This is a genomic window from Rhodococcus sovatensis (assembly GCF_037327425.1).
In the GTDB taxonomy this organism is placed as follows: Bacteria; Actinomycetota; Actinomycetes; order Mycobacteriales; family Mycobacteriaceae; genus Rhodococcoides; species Rhodococcoides sovatense.
The window spans coordinates 1,794,419-1,808,630 of record NZ_CP147846.1 but is presented as its reverse complement, the minus strand read 5'-3'; the positions used below and the strand labels follow the sequence as shown (position 1 = coordinate 1,808,630).

The following is a 14,212-nucleotide window of genomic DNA, read 5'->3' as shown; positions in this document are numbered from 1 at the left end:
ATTGACTATGTTGACGGCCAGCACTTCGCGTGGGCCGCGTGCCGCGGGGTCAATCGCAGCTTCTCGACGATGCGGCCCACTTGAGGCCGGGTGACCGCCAGGTTGTTGGCGGTCGCACGCTGCGGGACGTGATTGTCGGTGGCGCGGGCGACCGCCCGCAAGAGCTTGAGCTACAGGAGTTCACGTTCGGCGGGTATCGCCCGCAAATCGCGTTCCATGTCATGAGCACGCACAGTTGCTTCCAGCCGCCGTCGCCAGGTGAACCTCTTCGGTGTGCAGGGTGTGCACCTGGTCAACGACGCCGGATCTGCGACCGAACGGCGCCGGGACACTCTCGACCATGTTCCTCGCCGCCTACCGTCCCCACCGCGATAGGGCACACACGCCATGTTATGAATCGCACATCAGTATGCCGAGTCGGTCAACCGCCTGCTTGAGCCTGTCGGTCTCGTCACCCGCGACCCCGACGTACGGGAGGCCGAATTTCCTGAGCAGATTGAGCATAGACGCGTCGAGTATCGAGCGAAACGGTTCACTGATCGGAGGCGGGGTGTCCACCAGGGGGCGTTCGTTGGGAACGGCAATCACCATGTCATAGGTCTGTTCGGCGTACGCGACGACCTCTTTGGCAATGGCGCCGAGGGCGGTGGACTCCGGCGAAACGGCGTCAGTCGGAACGGCGTCCGCGCTGTCGGGATGTAGGCCGAATCGAAGTCGAGTATCGGCATAGACGAACTCGTGCAACACCGAGCCGTCGGAAACGAACCCGGCGTCGCGCGCCGACGATTCGGCCGTGACGCGTTCGATGAGCCGACGGCTGACAAGTTGAACCAGCTGATGGTCGTCGCACTCTTCGAGCGAGGTGCGCAGGGCGCCCTCTCCCAAAGCCATCGGGGTGGCATGAACGCGCGGGATTCCGAGACGGTCGGCCAGTGCCGTCGACAAAGTGGTCTTGCCGTTGCCGTACGAGCCGACGATCGCGATTCGCACGTCGCATCACCCCTGAACCGCTGCGGTCGGAGCTCCGTCGTCGATCGACGTGCTGATGTGTTCCGCCGCGGCGGAGACAGTCTCGAGGTTAGCGAGTTCTTCATCGGTCACCACGACCGTCAGGTCTCTTTCGACGAGAAGCGCCAACTCGACGAGGTTGAGCGAATCCAGTCCCAACTCGTCGAAACGGGTCCCAGCCTCGACCGGATCGTCAGGCAGGTCGACGTTCTCGAGACGGTTCTCGATGGCGTCCTTCAGATACGCGACTATCTTCTCTCGAGACATGTGCTTCTCCTGTCGTGGAAAGTGAGGGAACGAGTACGGGGACGTCGACATCAATGGCCGGCCAGGACAGTGCCGCCGAACCCCACGTCGTCCCGCCTCCGAACGCGGTCAGCAGCAACCTGTCACCCGCCGTGATGGCACCCGTCGTCGCTCCGTGGATCAGGGCGAGCGGAATAGACGCGGCAGAGGTGTTGCCCACTTCATGCAAATTGATCACCAACTTGGTTCGGTCGACGTCGAGTTGATCGCCGACCGCGTGCAGAATTCGTTCGTTCGCCTGGTGTCCGACAATCCAATCGATCTGGTCGGCAGACCATCCTGCCCGGGCCAGCGCCGCGCGAGACGACTCCGCCATGTGACCGACCGCGCTGCGAAACACTTCGCGGCCTTGCATGGTGAAGAACGGGTTTCGGTCAGCGGAGGGATGGGTGGCTTCGTAAGCTCCGCCGCCCGGCACACAGATCAATCCAGCGTCGGCACCGTTGCTGCCCAAGTCGACGGCCTGCACGGAACCGTTGACGGTCGCGGTTCCCGATCGGAGCAGCATGGCGCCCGCTCCGTCCCCAAAGATTACCGAGGTGGTGCGGTCCGTCGGGTCCAGAATCGTCGAATAGGTCTCCGCGCCGATGACTAGAGCGTGTCTCTTAAATTGGGTCCGTTTTCGTTTTCATCGCCGGGCGGTGGTTGTGGTTGCGGGAGTGCAGAACTGCCGCGCACAGGACAACGCCCCCGAGGAATGTCATGGCGTACTTGTCATATCGAGTGGCCACACCACGCCACTGTTTGAGCCGCCCGAAGCCACGCTCGACGGTGTTGCGGTGCTTGTACATCGTCGGATCGAAACCCGGTGGACGACCACCGGCGGACCCCTTGTCGGCCCGTCGCTGCTTCTGGTCGCTGCGCTCGGGAATGGTGTGTTTGATCTTGCGGCGACGCAGTTCGGTGCGGGTACTGGGATGGGTGTACGCCTTGTCGGCGAGCAATCGGTAGTCCTGGTCCCCACCGGCAGCTCGGTGGGCATCGAGCAACGGCACCAACTGTGGATTGTCCCCGGCTTGCCCACCGGTCAGCAGCATCGTCACCGGCGAGCACGTCAGGTCGGTCAGTGCATGGATCTTCGTGGTGAATCCTCCGCGAGATCGACCCAACGCGTGGTCAGCGGGTTCGTCGACGGATTTCTTGTAATTCGACAAGGCCCCCTGTGAGAGTGTCGGCTCGCGCACCGGCCGCATGCTGATGCGCCCGGACGCTGGTCGAGTCGATCGAGAGCACCGCCCCGATATCGCCGTCGAGTTCTTCCGGGTCGAGACCGAACACCTCGGCCACCGCGGCAAGCATCTCGTCGTAGGTGCCATCGAAGGACCATCGGTGGTGGCGTTTCCACACCGTCTGCCACGGACCGAAGTCCTCCGGCAGATCTCGCCACGGACACCCGGTACGGAATCGGTATGCGATGCCCTCCAGAATTCGCCGGTGCTCGGCGAACCGCCGCCCACGTTTTCCCACGTCGGTGGGTATCACTGGCTCGACGATCTCCCAGAACTCGTCACTGATCACTCCCACGCGCGTCATCGAAATATCATCGCTGACAGCACCTCTCAAATTTGGGAGACACGCTCTAGAACCGACCGTGCAACACCCGAACCGATGTATGCGTTGGCCGTAGCCAGACCGAACACGAAACCGCTGCACACGGCCGATATGTCGAAAGCAGGAACCGGGCCGAGGCCCAAACGCGCCGCAACGGAGGGAGCGGTTGCGGGACAACGGAAGTCCGGTGTAGTTGTAGCTACGATGACCAGATCGACGGCGTCCACACGCGCCGATGCCAACGCGCGTGAACCGGCTGCAACGGCTAGGTCAGAGGTGGACACCCCGCTCGACCAGTACCTCGCGCCGATACCGGTTCGGGCTCGGATCCATTCGTCCGTGGTTTCCATCATCGCTTCGAGCTCGCTGTTGGTCACCCGGCGATCCGGGAGTGCACCACCTAAGCCTGCCACCACAGCGGACGGTCCGGTCATGTGGCCGCGCCCACGCCGGCCCGTTCCGACTCCGACGTTGTATCGAGGTGCGCGTAGTCGTGCTGCGCACGCGCGATCGCTTCGTCGATCGACAGCTGAGGGGTGAAGTCGTAGATGTCGAGGATCTTCTGGAGACGCTCCGGAATGGTGCCGCCGACGATGTGGACCGGAATGCTCAACTCCTGCAACGTGTCCAACAGCATCTCGTCCGCGAGCGAGCGGAATCGTTCGCTCACTGGTCGGTGACCGTCCTCCACCAACGGAAACTCGATGGGCAGGTGCACGAAGGAGTCGTACGACTGAAGGGCGTGCTGCTTGGCCGGCACACCGATCTGCTTCATTACCTCGGCGTAGAACCCAAGTTCTTTCGTCATCGGGACGTTTCCCAGATCGACTGAATCGTTCGGGTTGATTCCGACCAGGACGCGGACGGTACCGTAGCACCACTCGTGCAGCGACGAACCATCGGACACGAACCCGTCGGTAAGGTGGCTCTCGTTCACTGCCCGCCCTTGGTTGCGGCGAGTGATCAACATAATGATCTCTGCGGCCGAGCACTCCTCCAGCGTTTTGCCCGGGACAGAGATCGGTAACAACTCTCGCATGGTGAGTGCGGAGCTGCGAGGCAGGCCCGTGAGGTGGGCTACCGCCATCGTGGTCAGAGTTTTGCCTACCGAATAAGTTCCGGAAATTGCCAATCGCATTGTGAACTCCTTTGGTTCGAAGGGGGTGTCAGCAGGGCAACCGGTGAGCGACCGAGCATCGGGTTGTCACTCCGTAGACGTCGCCGACGATGTCGGCAACACGCCACCTGTGGTCGCCACGGTCGAGGACTCTGGCCCGGTCCAGATGGTAGGTACTCTTCCCGAGGACGTAGGATGTGTCCTCCGACCAGGAGAAGCTGGTTTGCCTCATCCACAGCGTGTTGCTGTGCGCCCGATCGATCGAGTCCATCTCGTACAGAAGGATCTGCCCCAGCTGCAACGTCATCACGAACGAGTCCACGATGAGGTCTGCGGCGCGGGTACCGGCGACTATCGGTGACGGTGCCGACTGCGCCGTGGCAGTGTGCGATTGCCGATCGATGTGTATGTCGGTGGCAGTGTTACGACGTTCCGCCCAATCCGTAGCAAACGGATGGCGGTGGGCGTCGCGCACATCTCGGCATGAATCGAGCTTCGCCGACGTCGCCGCCACGACGACGAGGTCCCGGGCAGCGACCTCGGGGTGGCGCATCGTCAGTGACAGCTTCAGGGTACCGATCGAGCAGTTGAAGGCGGTTTCGATCGTCGAGGTTCCGACCAACGGTGCCGACCTGGCCGACACCACGACCGGGAAGGCATCGAGTTCGTCCTCGACCGCGGATGTGCCTGCCGACACCTTCACTGCCCCAACGAGCTGGACACCCGGATCGGCGGGTGAAAGGCCAAGAGCACCAGATAGATAAAGAGACGTTGCCTCTTGTCCCAACGCAATGACGTCGACGGTGCTGAGGTGCGGCGACTGATCGTTGAGTCCTTTTCGGGACCAATCAGTCGGGTAGGTGACCCGAGCGGTCGCTGTCAATCGACCGACTCCGGTCGCATCGGTGACCAAGGTGAGATCCGTGAGCTCTCGGGTGGAGCGGCGATAACCGCCCCCGAAGAAGCGTCTTTCGGCGGGGCCGAGATACACATCTGTCGAAGCGAGTTCCAAAGGCTCGAGCGTTGCCGTCATCAATGTTCTCCAATCGCTCTATACGAGTGTGTCCAGCATTGCGGCGTCAAAAGGGCGGGTCCGTTGTTGCCGTTCGATCAGTCGCGGCCAATCCGGGTTCGCGACGAGCGCACGCCCGACGGCTACCAAATCGAACTGGTTGTCGTGTAGTCGTTTACAGACGTCGTCGACGTCGGACGGCGCTGCGCCGCCACCGTCGAGGTATGTGAGAAAGTCGCTGTCCTCCAGACCAACCGAGCCGACGGTGATGGTGGGCTGACCGGAGAGTTTGCGGGTCCAGCCAGCCAAATTGAGCGGTGACCCGTCGAACTCGGGTTGCCAGAACCGCCTCTGCGAGCAGTGGAAGACATCGACGCCGGCTTCGGCCAGAGGCTCGACGAGCTCCGCCAGTTCATCGGGTGTGTCGGCGAGTCGTGCCTGGTATTGCCCCACCTTCCATTGCGACAGCCTGAGGATGATCGGGAAGTCGGGTCCGACTTCTGCCCTGCACGCTTCCACGATCGCGATGGCGAAACGGGCACGCTCCCTGACAGATCGGCCGCCGAACTCATCCGTTCGACGGTTGGTTTCCTGCCACAGAAACTGGTCGATGAGGTATCCGTGCGCCGCGTGGAGTTCGATGCCGTCGAACCCCAGTTTCTGGGCCGTTTTCGCTGCAGAAGCGAATCCGTTCACCACATCAGTGATGTCACGCAACGACATCGGGTCTTGTATGGCCGTGCCGCTGGGGTCGATGCCACTCGGGCTGCTCGGGTAGGGCGCCGGGCGGTCGAAAGTTTTGCCACCCCAATGCATGGGGTCCCAGCCGACGTGCCAGAGTTGCGGAACGATCGCAGCTCCATGAGCGTGGACACCGTGTACCACCTCAGCCCAACCGGCCAGCGCCGGCTCGCCGTAGAAGTGTGGGAGATCGTCCCGGCTCGAGGACGATGGGTGATCGACAACTGTGCCTTCGGTAATTATCAATCCCACTCCGCCTTCGGCGCGTCTCGCGTAGTACCGGGCTACATCGTCGCCCGGAACACCGCAAGGCGACATCCCACGAGTCATGGGAGCCATGACTATTCGGTTACGCAGCGCAAGATTGCCGATGGTCAGTGGATCGAACAGTGCGGCCATTTCCGTCATCGACCTACTGCGACCGGTATGGACACACCCGCGGTTATCCGAAGGTCCTCGGGCGTGAACATGTTGGGAAACAGTGCGCCCCCGGGGTCGAGGGGTGATGACTCCGCCAGCGTGCCGATATCGACGGGCTCGAATCCAGCGTCGCTGATCAACCCTGAAGTTACAGCCTTCGCGTTGTAGTCATCGCCCGCAACTGCCATTCCCCAGAACTTGCTCTGGCCAGTGCCGCGGGGCCACAGCAGTTCCTCCATGACGTGACTGAACGCTCGCACCACGGTCGAACTGGGCAACAGCTCGGCTGTGTGCACTCCTGACGCTCGACCGTCGTCCAGTGTGGAGATAATTCGGCCGTCATCGGCCAAGCCCATCGGATTTGTCGCGTCGATCACGATGGTGCCGTCGAGGTCGGTCGCAACGGCCTCGGCTAGCTCCGCAAGCGCAGGATACGGAACCGCTAGGAGCGCGATGTCGGCTCGGCGGGCGGCCTCGCTCGGCGTCACGATATCGGCAGTGATGCCGAGGCTCTCGATGCCGCTGCGGAGTCGATCGGGTGTGCGAGATCCCAACACCAGTCGGTGTCCGGCGCGTGACCACAAGCGTGCGATCGGAAGCCCGATCCCGCCGACACCGAGGATCGAAACGGTGGGATGCGAAGGAAGAGTCATGCTTTTTTTCCTCTCTATCGAAGGTCTCGAATATTTCGGTTTCCGTCTGCCCACAGAATGTTCATCGCGAGACCACCGATGAGCCAGGTGCCGCCGCCCGCGCTGAAGGTGTAGTGATATTCGCCGCCCAGCGTCCACAGAGGACCGCCTTGGTCGTTCGCTTTGCGATGCGTCGCTTGAAACATCGCCGTTCCATGCGCGGACTCATCACCGGTGAAGGTCACGAGATGGTTCGACAGAAGGTGTTGTGTGGCGTCGAGCGGCGTTCTGTTCTCGCGCCATTTGCCGATCATGACGTCTCGTGAGACCGCGGTGACCTCACCTCCGTTCAGGCTGGTGTAGTCCAGACTGACTTCGGGAGTGAATAGCGTCGGCATTAGATCCCACTGTTGGTGGTCGAGATACCACGCCATCCTGACGGTCAGATCCACTAGGTGTTGTCGCACAGCCAGTTCGACCTTGACGGGTGATTCGACTGAAGTCATTGCTGCTCACTTTCAGCTCGTTCTCGGATTTGCCGAGCGCTAGGGCGTCAATTGGCTGAACGTGTGACGGTTCTCCTTGAACCAGTCCATCGATTCGTTCAATCGGCGCGTGGATCCGTTGAAGTGAGGTGCCACGTAACGCGCCAGGCGTTCGTAGCTCCGCTTGGTCTTGTCCCAGTCGGCCCAATCCTGGGCATATACGAGGAGTTTTCCGAAACCACCCGTGATGTCGATCAGGTTCTCGATGCCGGCGATCACGTCGTCGACCGATCCCACGAGCGCGCCGCCGAGCTCGATCGAACGGTCGAGCAAATGCTCGTCTCGCACTCCGTCGATGCTGATGTTCAATCCGCGAAGGTCGCGCCAGTACTGGCTGGTCCAGCGGTCGTACCCTTCCCGAACATCGGCGATCGCTTGCTTTCGGTTCTCGCCCACATACACTGGCACGGTGATGCGCCACGTGCTGCGATCCATGGTGTTGCCGTTCTCTGCGGCAGATTCCTCCGCGTACTTCCACTGCTTTCCAAGGTCCACCGGGGGGTGGCCCGGACGGGGAGCTCCGAACGACACGACGCTGATGCCGTGCTGTCCCGCCAACCGCATGCTGTTGGGCGAACCAACACTGGCCGTGACGATTTCGAGCTTATCCCGGAAAGGAGCGATCTGCATTCGCGCTTCGTTCAAGGTGAACCACGATGTCTTGCGTGTGATCCGCTCATCCGAATTGATCAGATGGACGACCGCATCGAGCGACTCGCCCATCATGGCCCGAATGTCCGTCATTTCTATTCCGAGTGTGCGTGCGTCGACCGGGATGGAACCTGCGCCGACACCGAGGACGAATCGACCGCGAGTCAGGTGATCGAGGTGCAATGCGCGGCTCGCCACCATGAACGGGTGGTGGTAGGGCAGAGTTGCGACCCCCGTCGCTAGTGTCGCGTGTTTGAATTGGTTTGACAGTGTCGGGATGCGAAAATGAGGGATGCGAATCGCACCTCTCGGGTTGATCGACGGCGACAGGGACAAGCTCGAAGCGATCTTGCGGGCACCGACCGCGCCTGCAGGGTTGGCGTTGCGGGCGAGGATCGTGTTGCTCGCCGCCGATGGGGTGTCGAATTCGGAGATCGCACGCAGGTGCGGCGTTTCGCGTCCGACGGTGATCACCTGGCGTGGACGGTACGGCGAACGAGGCATCGACGGCCTGTCGGACCTGCATCGATCGGGCCGGCCGCGGACGCTCGATCACTCGGCGATCGTGACAGCGACGTTGATGCCGCCACCGAAGAAACTCGGTGTCACACATTGGAGTTCGAGGTTGCTAGCCGACCATCTCGGGATAAGTTTCTACGCTGTAGCCAACGCTTGGCGTGAGTACGGTGTGCAGCCGTGGCGGGCGGAGACGTTCAAATATTCCACCGACCCGGAGCTCGTCGCCAAGGTCCACGATGTCGTCGGTCTGTACCTCGATCCACCCGAGAACGCGATCGTATTGTCACTGGACGAAAAGTCCCAGATCCAGGCCCTCGACCGCACCCAACCGATGCTCCCGATGCAGCCCGGTTCGGTCGAGAGGCACACCCACGACTACAAACGACATGGCACCACAACACTGTTCGCAGCACTCGATATCGCCACCGGCAAGGTCACCGCCTCCTGCAAACCGCGCCACCGCAGTACCGAATACCTGGCGTTCCTCAAACAGGTCGCACGGGCCTACCCCAGCCAGGAGCTGCACCTGATCGCCGACAATTACGCCACCCACAAGACCCCCGAAGTCAAAGCCTGGCTAGCCGAGAACCCCCGCATCGCAGTCCATTTCACTCCGACATCAGCGTCGTGGCTCAATCTCGTCGAAGTGTGGTTCGGGGTCATCCAACGTCAAGCACTCGGCCGCGGCGTCTTCACCTCCGTCACCGATCTGACATCGAAAATCCGTGCGTTCATCAACGGCTGGAACACCCGCGCCACACCATTCGTCTGGACCAAAACCCCGGAGGAAATCCTCAAGAAAGCGACCCGTAAAACGACTTCAAACACGAGCCACTAGCGTGATCCGAGACGTACGTTGCGCGGCGGCGGCGATCAGCAACTCGGGAGCACCGATGGTGTTCCATCCCATCGAGTGGTGTTCGCCCACCCAATACTCATCGTAGTTGAGTCGGTCCAGCAACTCGGCCAACTCGAGGTCCCGCTGATAGAGAAGCGTGAGGTCTTCTCCTGGTGGGTGCATGGGAGACATGAAGACTCCGAAGTCGATACGCCTGGCGGCCATGACGATGCCCTTCTCTCGAGGAATACGAACGGCTTTCTCGGTCTTTATGCGACAAGTAGGTCCGAGCAGTGTTGATCGACGCGTCCGATGAATTCCGGATTTCTATGGAAGAAATGACCGCCATCGATCCTCTCCACCTGTACGCCGCGCGCGCATACTGTTGCCCACGATTCCGGGTTCGCCGACAACGGGTCGTCAGACCCTGTGAACACGCGTATCGGGAATTGGGCAGGCTGATCGAAATTGGTCGTGCAGTACGCGCGCACTCGATCAAGCAGCAGAAGGTCTTCTGCCAACTGTCGGCGCTTGATCGCGGCAACTCCAGTCCCGACATGACGCTCAGCGCCACCTGCCGCGCCACCGATCTCCGATGGTGGGACAGGAAGGACAGATGTCGGTGCGACGCAAGCACCGACCATCAATGCACGGGGTGCCGTGCGTCCATGCGCGGCCTGGTGCATCGCGAATGCGAAACCGATGGTCCCGCCCATACTGTGGCCATAGATTGCGTATGGTGCCGAAGTCTCACCACGCAATTGCTCCGCGAGATCATTCAGAATAGATCCGACATCGTTCGAGCCGTACGAATTCAGTTTTTCCCGACCTGGAAGTGATGCCGAGACAATGCGGATATTCGGTGAGAAACGGCGTCGCCAGGTGGTGAAAGCTGCTGGCGAACCTCCCGCGTGATGGAACGCAATCAAGGTCATAGAGTTGATGGTTTGCATCGCACCCCCTTTCGCATACGCAACGTTATTACGCACAACGAGATATCGGGAGTGGGCGTTCAACCTAGGAGTGAGAACACCAGTTAAAGGTGGATCTCTTCACGATTCAACCAAATGGGAGGGTGTGGTGGGTTGCTGTTCGAGCATTCGCCAGCTTTCCTTGCGTAGCGCTACGCGTCGTCCTCACGCGGAATGTAGCTGATGAGCTGCAGGTCATCGCATCCGCTGAGATCGAGTGCAGCGGCGTCGAATGTCTGCGGTCCGTCGTTCCGCAGAAGTACGACTTTGCGCGCTTTCCTGTGGGCGGTCGAGTGCTCCTGCCACAGCGTTGCGAAGAACGAATTCGAACTCAGCGATGCCACTAGGTCTTTCAGGTTCTCGTCGTCCGTCGTTGCGCCAGCGCGTACTCGAAGGCTCCCAACGAAGCACTCGGCCATTTCGGCCCAGTTCACGAACAGGGTTCGGTAGTACTCTTCGAGAAAGAAGCACTCCAGGAACGTCCGATATCCCTCCCGAAGATGCAAGATAGTCGACGCAGAGTCATTGACGTACAACACATTCCAGCCCTTGTCTACGACAAATGCCGGACTGGGGAAATCGCGTGCGAAGCGAACGAGAAGCGAGCGTTCGGTGCTCGACGACGCGGCAGTCGACGCGGGAGGGTTCATGTCTGCCAAATTGTAGAGGTGTGCTCGATCGATCGCGTCGAGCCGAAGAGCGGATGCAATGGCATCCAGAATGGCCGGGGACACTCTGATGTCGCGTCCCTGTTCGAGCCACGTGTACCACGAAGCGCTGACCCCGGCGAGAACAGAGACCTCTTCACGGCGAAGCCCGGGTGTGTTTCGGCGCCCGTACTCCGGAAGGCCAACGTCTGCGGGCTTCACCCTCGCCCGCCTAGAGCGCAGGAAATCGCTCAGCTGTTGCCTCTTGCCAGCGAGTGCGGACGTCATGGAGACAAGGTACCGCCAGCAAAGACGGCGTGCCTCGCAGATTCCAGACAATCCGGACGGATGGTTGGTTTGTGATGGACATCATGAATGTTGGGCCAGATTCAGCTTCGGTCGCCACACGAGCCTCCATGCGCACAGAGCGCCGAGGGCGTAAGCGATGGTGATGAGGACGAACGCGGTGGATGCGCGGGAATACCAGTCGCTCCCAATAGTGATGACCACTCCAATCGCTGCGATGCCGAACAGTGAGCCGATCTGACGGTTGGCGTTGAGCACCGACCCAGAGACAGCAGCGTGGTCGACGCCCGCGGAATCGACCAGTACTGCGGTCATGGCCGGTGAGATGACACCGGCTCCGACATTGGCAAGTCCAACGGCGATTGCCAAGACCCAGTACGGGGTGCCGGGTGAGATAAAGATCAGTCCGAACGTGGATCCGGCGGCGACAGTGAGGAAGGCGGTGAGCAGGACTCCGTTGGAGAAGCGGCCAGAGATCTTGGAATAGACAATGTTCGAGATGGGGAAGAACATCGTCATCGGAAGCAGTTGGAGTCCGGCTTGGAAAGGGCTGGCGCCGCGGGCATTCTGGAGGAACAGTCCGAGCATGAAGATGCCTCCGAACAGGGAGAAGTTGAACAGGAACCCGATGAGGTTCCCGCCGGCGAAGGCGGGGCGGCGGAACAGCGACCACGGCATGACGGTGGCGGTGGCGCGGCGCTCACGTGTAACGAGGGCAATTGCTGCGGCCGCGGCGAGAGCGAATGCGACTACGACCAGGGCCGAACCCCACCCTGCTTTCGGGCCCTCGATGATCGCGTAGCAGATGGCGGCGAGCACCGAGATCGCGAGGGCGTGACCGGCAAAGGGCACCGGCGCGCGAGTGGGGGCAACGGGCGCAATGAGCTTGTAGGTCATAGCTGCACCGATTGCGCCGATCGGCAGGTTGATCAGGAAGATGCTGGGCCAGCCGAAGGCCGACACCATGATTCCGCCGACGGTGGGCCCGATACCGGATGCGGTGGCGACGATCGCCGACCACAGTCCGAGCATTCGGGTTCGTTCCGATGGGTCGGGAAAAGAGTGGACCAGTAGGGCAAGGGAACTCGGCATGAACAGCGCGGCGCCGACACCTTGCACGAAGCGGGCACCGATGAGAATTTCGCTCGTGGGAGCGAGCGCGCAAGCCAGCGATGCGGCGGCGAAGACGGCCATGCCGATCATGTAGACGCGCAGGCTGCCGATCCGGTTAGCCAGCCCGCCCGCGAGCAGTAGCAACGCAGCGAAGGTGAGGACATAACCATCTACGATCCAGGTCAGCTGGGTGATTGTCGCGCCGAGATCGGTTTGGATTCGAGCGCCGGCGACGTTTACAACGGTGGTGTCGAGTGACGCCATGACGAAGCCCGCCGCGAGTGCGGTGATCTTCAGTCCGCGGCGCTCACCGGGCCTGGATTCGACTGTCGAAGAGTGCTTTTCGGAATCAGTACTTGGGACGGCCATGATGGCTTTGCCTCCGTGGTGAGAGTTCCGCGGCGCGGGGCCGACGCAACTGGGTCAACTGGCTCGCAGACTCCATGGAAACAGATATGTCGACGTCCGTCAAACTTTGACGAACATCAACAGATGACGACGGTGGTAGTATTGAGTTCAACGGAAGGATCGACGTGACTGCTGGAACCGACAATCGCATCACCGGGCATATCGAGACAGACGAGATCACAGCGCAAGGGCTGCTGGATGCGCTGGTGGATCCTGTGCGTCGCAGTATCGTTCGTCAGCTCGCCGCGTCCGATCACGACATTGCCTGCGGAACGTTCGATATTTCCGTCAGTCGTTCGACGGGTACCCACCACTTCAAGGTCTTGCGTCATGCCGGAATCATTCGGCAGTACTACGTCGGCACGTCCAAGATGAACACACTCCGACGTGCCGATTTGGAGTCTGCTGCTCCAGGTCTGATTAAGGCCGTGCTGGCCACCCGCGAGCAGCCCATCAAGTAGAGCCCAAGGCTCTCACTGCGATGGGCCGATCACCTGCGCGAGCGAGCTTTCTTCGCTCCGAACGACCGCGACCAACAGCTGGTGTGTGTGAACCGAACCAGCCGCAGCCAAGCCGCACCTGGATATTGACAGTTTTCGAATGCGTTCATAGGCGCGCACTCGATAGAACCCAAGGCCTTTCGCTGTGACGGACGACGCGAGCACGCCCGAGCCGCCGGCGGAGAAGGGGGAGTACTCGCCCGACGCAGGCATCGTGTACGCGCTCAGGGCGCGGAATCCGATCTCCTCGATGGTGTCCCAGATGCCGGGTGCGAGCGCGGATGGTTCGTCGTCGAGTACGCGGATCGTGAGGTCCACTTTGCCACGTATCGCGCCGGTCGTGACGGTCACGACCCCTAGGGGCGGCGGTCAGTAGGTCGAAACCTTCAGGCGGGCCCGGAGGCGGGAGATAGTCGTCGACATCGAGAACGGATAGTTCGCAGAGTGTTCGACCGGTAGGCCCTGGTATTCGCGGGGCCGGCTACCGTCGTGGATGAACATCCCGCCGGTTGGCCTTCCGCTCGCGGATGGCTTCGTTGCGAGCAAGGTGTGCCCGCAGCTCGGAAGACACTTCACCACCGACGCTGGACCCAGGGTCGCGCCGGACTCCGGGCTCGTTCGGATCGATGCCTTCTACGAACTCCATACCCGCCTCCACCATTGGCCCGATCACCGTACAGCCTCAAACCAAGTTATCGCACGCGAGCTCCACCCGCCTTGGAAGTACGGGACAGTTGAACCGCTTCTGCTGTTCGAGCAGCTGAGCTATACCACCAGTATTGATATGCAGGCATACCAGCAACATTTGTTGTGCCATAACGCTTTCCGTCTGCAACGGCCTGGCGTTCATTGCTTATCCGCCCGTTTCGACCACTGCACATCCGCCGGTTGAGATGGAGACATACGGTTGAGCGAAGGCGTGGGTTC

Annotated in this window: 18 protein-coding genes and 2 pseudogenes; 2 read left to right on the top strand and 18 right to left on the bottom strand. The window is 61.2% G+C overall.

The window, feature by feature from the left end; genetic code table 11:
• Window positions 1-390 precede the first annotated feature (390 nt).
• From WDS16_RS08495 to WDS16_RS08440, 12 genes and pseudogenes are all read right to left on the bottom strand, one after another.
• Window positions 391-990, bottom strand: coding sequence for an AAA family ATPase (locus WDS16_RS08495; protein ID WP_338891976.1), 600 nt, complete (start codon window positions 988-990; stop codon window positions 391-393).
• 6 nt (window positions 991-996) lie between these two features.
• On the bottom strand, window positions 997-1,275 hold the full coding sequence (locus WDS16_RS08490; RefSeq protein ID WP_338891975.1) for an acyl carrier protein: 279 nt from the start codon (window positions 1,273-1,275) through the stop codon (window positions 997-999).
• The gene (locus WDS16_RS08485; protein ID WP_338893300.1) at window positions 1,202-1,732 is read right to left on the bottom strand and encodes a 3-oxoacyl-[acyl-carrier-protein] synthase III C-terminal domain-containing protein; all 531 of its coding nucleotides are present in this window, start codon (window positions 1,730-1,732) and stop codon (window positions 1,202-1,204) included. The genes WDS16_RS08490 and WDS16_RS08485 overlap by 74 nt, the downstream gene beginning before the upstream one ends.
• A 33-nt stretch (window positions 1,733-1,765) precedes the next feature.
• Window positions 1,766-1,909, bottom strand: a pseudogene (locus WDS16_RS08480) (3-oxoacyl-ACP synthase); the annotation flags it as partial.
• Window positions 1,910-1,919: 10 nt separating this feature from the next.
• Window positions 1,920-2,847 (bottom strand): annotated as a pseudogene (locus tag WDS16_RS08475) (IS5 family transposase).
• Between the two features lie 26 nt (window positions 2,848-2,873).
• On the bottom strand, window positions 2,874-3,299 hold the full coding sequence (locus WDS16_RS08470; RefSeq protein WP_338891973.1) for a hypothetical protein: 426 nt from the start codon (window positions 3,297-3,299) through the stop codon (window positions 2,874-2,876).
• Window positions 3,296-4,003 (bottom strand): AAA family ATPase, encoded by a 708-nt coding sequence (locus WDS16_RS08465; protein ID WP_338891971.1) that lies wholly within the window; start codon window positions 4,001-4,003, stop codon window positions 3,296-3,298. Before WDS16_RS08465 ends, WDS16_RS08470 begins: the two co-directional genes overlap by 4 nt.
• Window positions 4,004-4,031: 28 nt before the next feature.
• On the bottom strand, window positions 4,032-5,015 hold the full coding sequence (locus WDS16_RS08460) for an AvrD family protein (RefSeq protein ID WP_338891969.1): 984 nt from the start codon (window positions 5,013-5,015) through the stop codon (window positions 4,032-4,034).
• Between the two features lie 18 nt (window positions 5,016-5,033).
• Window positions 5,034-6,143, bottom strand: coding sequence for an NADH:flavin oxidoreductase (locus WDS16_RS08455; protein WP_338891967.1), 1,110 nt, complete (start codon window positions 6,141-6,143; stop codon window positions 5,034-5,036).
• A complete protein-coding gene (locus WDS16_RS08450; protein ID WP_338891965.1) occupies window positions 6,140-6,808 on the bottom strand; it encodes an NADPH-dependent F420 reductase in 669 nt (222 codons plus the stop codon). The genes WDS16_RS08455 and WDS16_RS08450 overlap by 4 nt, the downstream gene beginning before the upstream one ends.
• 14 nt (window positions 6,809-6,822) lie before the next feature.
• Window positions 6,823-7,293 carry a nuclear transport factor 2 family protein gene (locus WDS16_RS08445; RefSeq protein ID WP_338891962.1) on the bottom strand — a complete coding sequence of 157 codons (471 nt, stop codon included), beginning with the start codon at window positions 7,291-7,293 and terminating at the stop codon, window positions 6,823-6,825.
• Window positions 7,294-7,332: 39 nt separating this feature from the next.
• Window positions 7,333-8,319 carry an LLM class flavin-dependent oxidoreductase gene (locus tag WDS16_RS08440; RefSeq protein WP_338891960.1) on the bottom strand — a complete coding sequence of 329 codons (987 nt, stop codon included), beginning with the start codon at window positions 8,317-8,319 and terminating at the stop codon, window positions 7,333-7,335.
• On the opposite strand from WDS16_RS08440, the gene WDS16_RS08435 reads away from it, so the two are divergent.
• Complete coding sequence (locus tag WDS16_RS08435) at window positions 8,276-9,340, top strand: IS630 family transposase (protein ID WP_338885902.1); 1,065 nt, start codon at window positions 8,276-8,278, stop codon at window positions 9,338-9,340. The two genes, WDS16_RS08440 and WDS16_RS08435, sit on opposite strands and share 44 nt — an antisense overlap.
• Here WDS16_RS08435 and WDS16_RS08430 read toward each other — a convergent pair.
• The 4 genes from WDS16_RS08430 to WDS16_RS08415 form a co-directional block, all read right to left on the bottom strand.
• A complete protein-coding gene (locus tag WDS16_RS08430) occupies window positions 9,323-9,565 on the bottom strand; it encodes an LLM class flavin-dependent oxidoreductase (RefSeq protein WP_338891958.1) in 243 nt (80 codons plus the stop codon). The two genes, WDS16_RS08435 and WDS16_RS08430, sit on opposite strands and share 18 nt — an antisense overlap.
• 44 nt (window positions 9,566-9,609) lie before the next feature.
• The gene (locus WDS16_RS08425; protein WP_338891956.1) at window positions 9,610-10,275 is read right to left on the bottom strand and encodes a thioesterase II family protein; all 666 of its coding nucleotides are present in this window, start codon (window positions 10,273-10,275) and stop codon (window positions 9,610-9,612) included.
• Between the two features lie 188 nt (window positions 10,276-10,463).
• Window positions 10,464-11,246 carry a helix-turn-helix transcriptional regulator gene (locus WDS16_RS08420; protein WP_338891954.1) on the bottom strand — a complete coding sequence of 261 codons (783 nt, stop codon included), beginning with the start codon at window positions 11,244-11,246 and terminating at the stop codon, window positions 10,464-10,466.
• A gap of 81 nt (window positions 11,247-11,327) precedes the next feature.
• Window positions 11,328-12,746, bottom strand: coding sequence for an MFS transporter (locus WDS16_RS08415; RefSeq protein ID WP_338891953.1), 1,419 nt, complete (start codon window positions 12,744-12,746; stop codon window positions 11,328-11,330).
• Between the two features lie 164 nt (window positions 12,747-12,910).
• Here WDS16_RS08415 and WDS16_RS08410 point away from each other — a divergent pair, with 164 nt between their 5' ends.
• Window positions 12,911-13,246 (top strand): helix-turn-helix transcriptional regulator, encoded by a 336-nt coding sequence (locus tag WDS16_RS08410; RefSeq protein ID WP_338891951.1) that lies wholly within the window; start codon window positions 12,911-12,913, stop codon window positions 13,244-13,246.
• Between the two features lie 12 nt (window positions 13,247-13,258).
• Here WDS16_RS08410 and WDS16_RS08405 read toward each other — a convergent pair whose 3' ends face one another.
• Both WDS16_RS08405 and WDS16_RS08400 read right to left on the bottom strand, forming a co-directional pair.
• Entirely contained in the window at window positions 13,259-13,636 is a 378-nt protein-coding gene (locus tag WDS16_RS08405) for a hypothetical protein (protein ID WP_338891950.1), read from the bottom strand.
• A 130-nt stretch (window positions 13,637-13,766) separates the two neighbouring features.
• Window positions 13,767-13,931, bottom strand: coding sequence for a hypothetical protein (locus WDS16_RS08400; RefSeq protein WP_338891948.1), 165 nt, complete (start codon window positions 13,929-13,931; stop codon window positions 13,767-13,769).
• Window positions 13,932-14,212 lie beyond the last annotated feature (281 nt).

Bases quoted from the DNA above. Each gene is read 5' to 3' on its own strand.
- WDS16_RS08490 (WP_338891975.1), bottom strand. From the start codon at position 1,275: ATGTCTCGAGAGAAGATAGTCGCGTATCTGAAGGACGCCATCGAGAAC.
- WDS16_RS08470 (WP_338891973.1), bottom strand. From the start codon at position 3,299: ATGACCGGACCGTCCGCTGTGGTGGCAGGCTTAGGTGGTGCACTCCCG.
- WDS16_RS08465 (WP_338891971.1), bottom strand. From the start codon at position 4,003: ATGCGATTGGCAATTTCCGGAACTTATTCGGTAGGCAAAACTCTGACC.
- WDS16_RS08460 (WP_338891969.1), bottom strand. From the start codon at position 5,015: ATGACGGCAACGCTCGAGCCTTTGGAACTCGCTTCGACAGATGTGTAT.
- WDS16_RS08455 (WP_338891967.1), bottom strand. From the start codon at position 6,143: ATGACGGAAATGGCCGCACTGTTCGATCCACTGACCATCGGCAATCTT.
- WDS16_RS08450 (WP_338891965.1), bottom strand. From the start codon at position 6,808: ATGACTCTTCCTTCGCATCCCACCGTTTCGATCCTCGGTGTCGGCGGG.
- WDS16_RS08445 (WP_338891962.1), bottom strand. From the start codon at position 7,293: ATGACTTCAGTCGAATCACCCGTCAAGGTCGAACTGGCTGTGCGACAA.
- WDS16_RS08435 (WP_338885902.1), top strand. From the start codon at position 8,276: ATGCGAATCGCACCTCTCGGGTTGATCGACGGCGACAGGGACAAGCTC.
- WDS16_RS08430 (WP_338891958.1), bottom strand. From the start codon at position 9,565: ATGGCCGCCAGGCGTATCGACTTCGGAGTCTTCATGTCTCCCATGCAC.
- WDS16_RS08425 (WP_338891956.1), bottom strand. From the start codon at position 10,275: ATGACCTTGATTGCGTTCCATCACGCGGGAGGTTCGCCAGCAGCTTTC.
- WDS16_RS08420 (WP_338891954.1), bottom strand. From the start codon at position 11,246: ATGACGTCCGCACTCGCTGGCAAGAGGCAACAGCTGAGCGATTTCCTG.
- WDS16_RS08415 (WP_338891953.1), bottom strand. From the start codon at position 12,746: ATGGCCGTCCCAAGTACTGATTCCGAAAAGCACTCTTCGACAGTCGAA.
- WDS16_RS08400 (WP_338891948.1), bottom strand. From the start codon at position 13,931: ATGGAGTTCGTAGAAGGCATCGATCCGAACGAGCCCGGAGTCCGGCGC.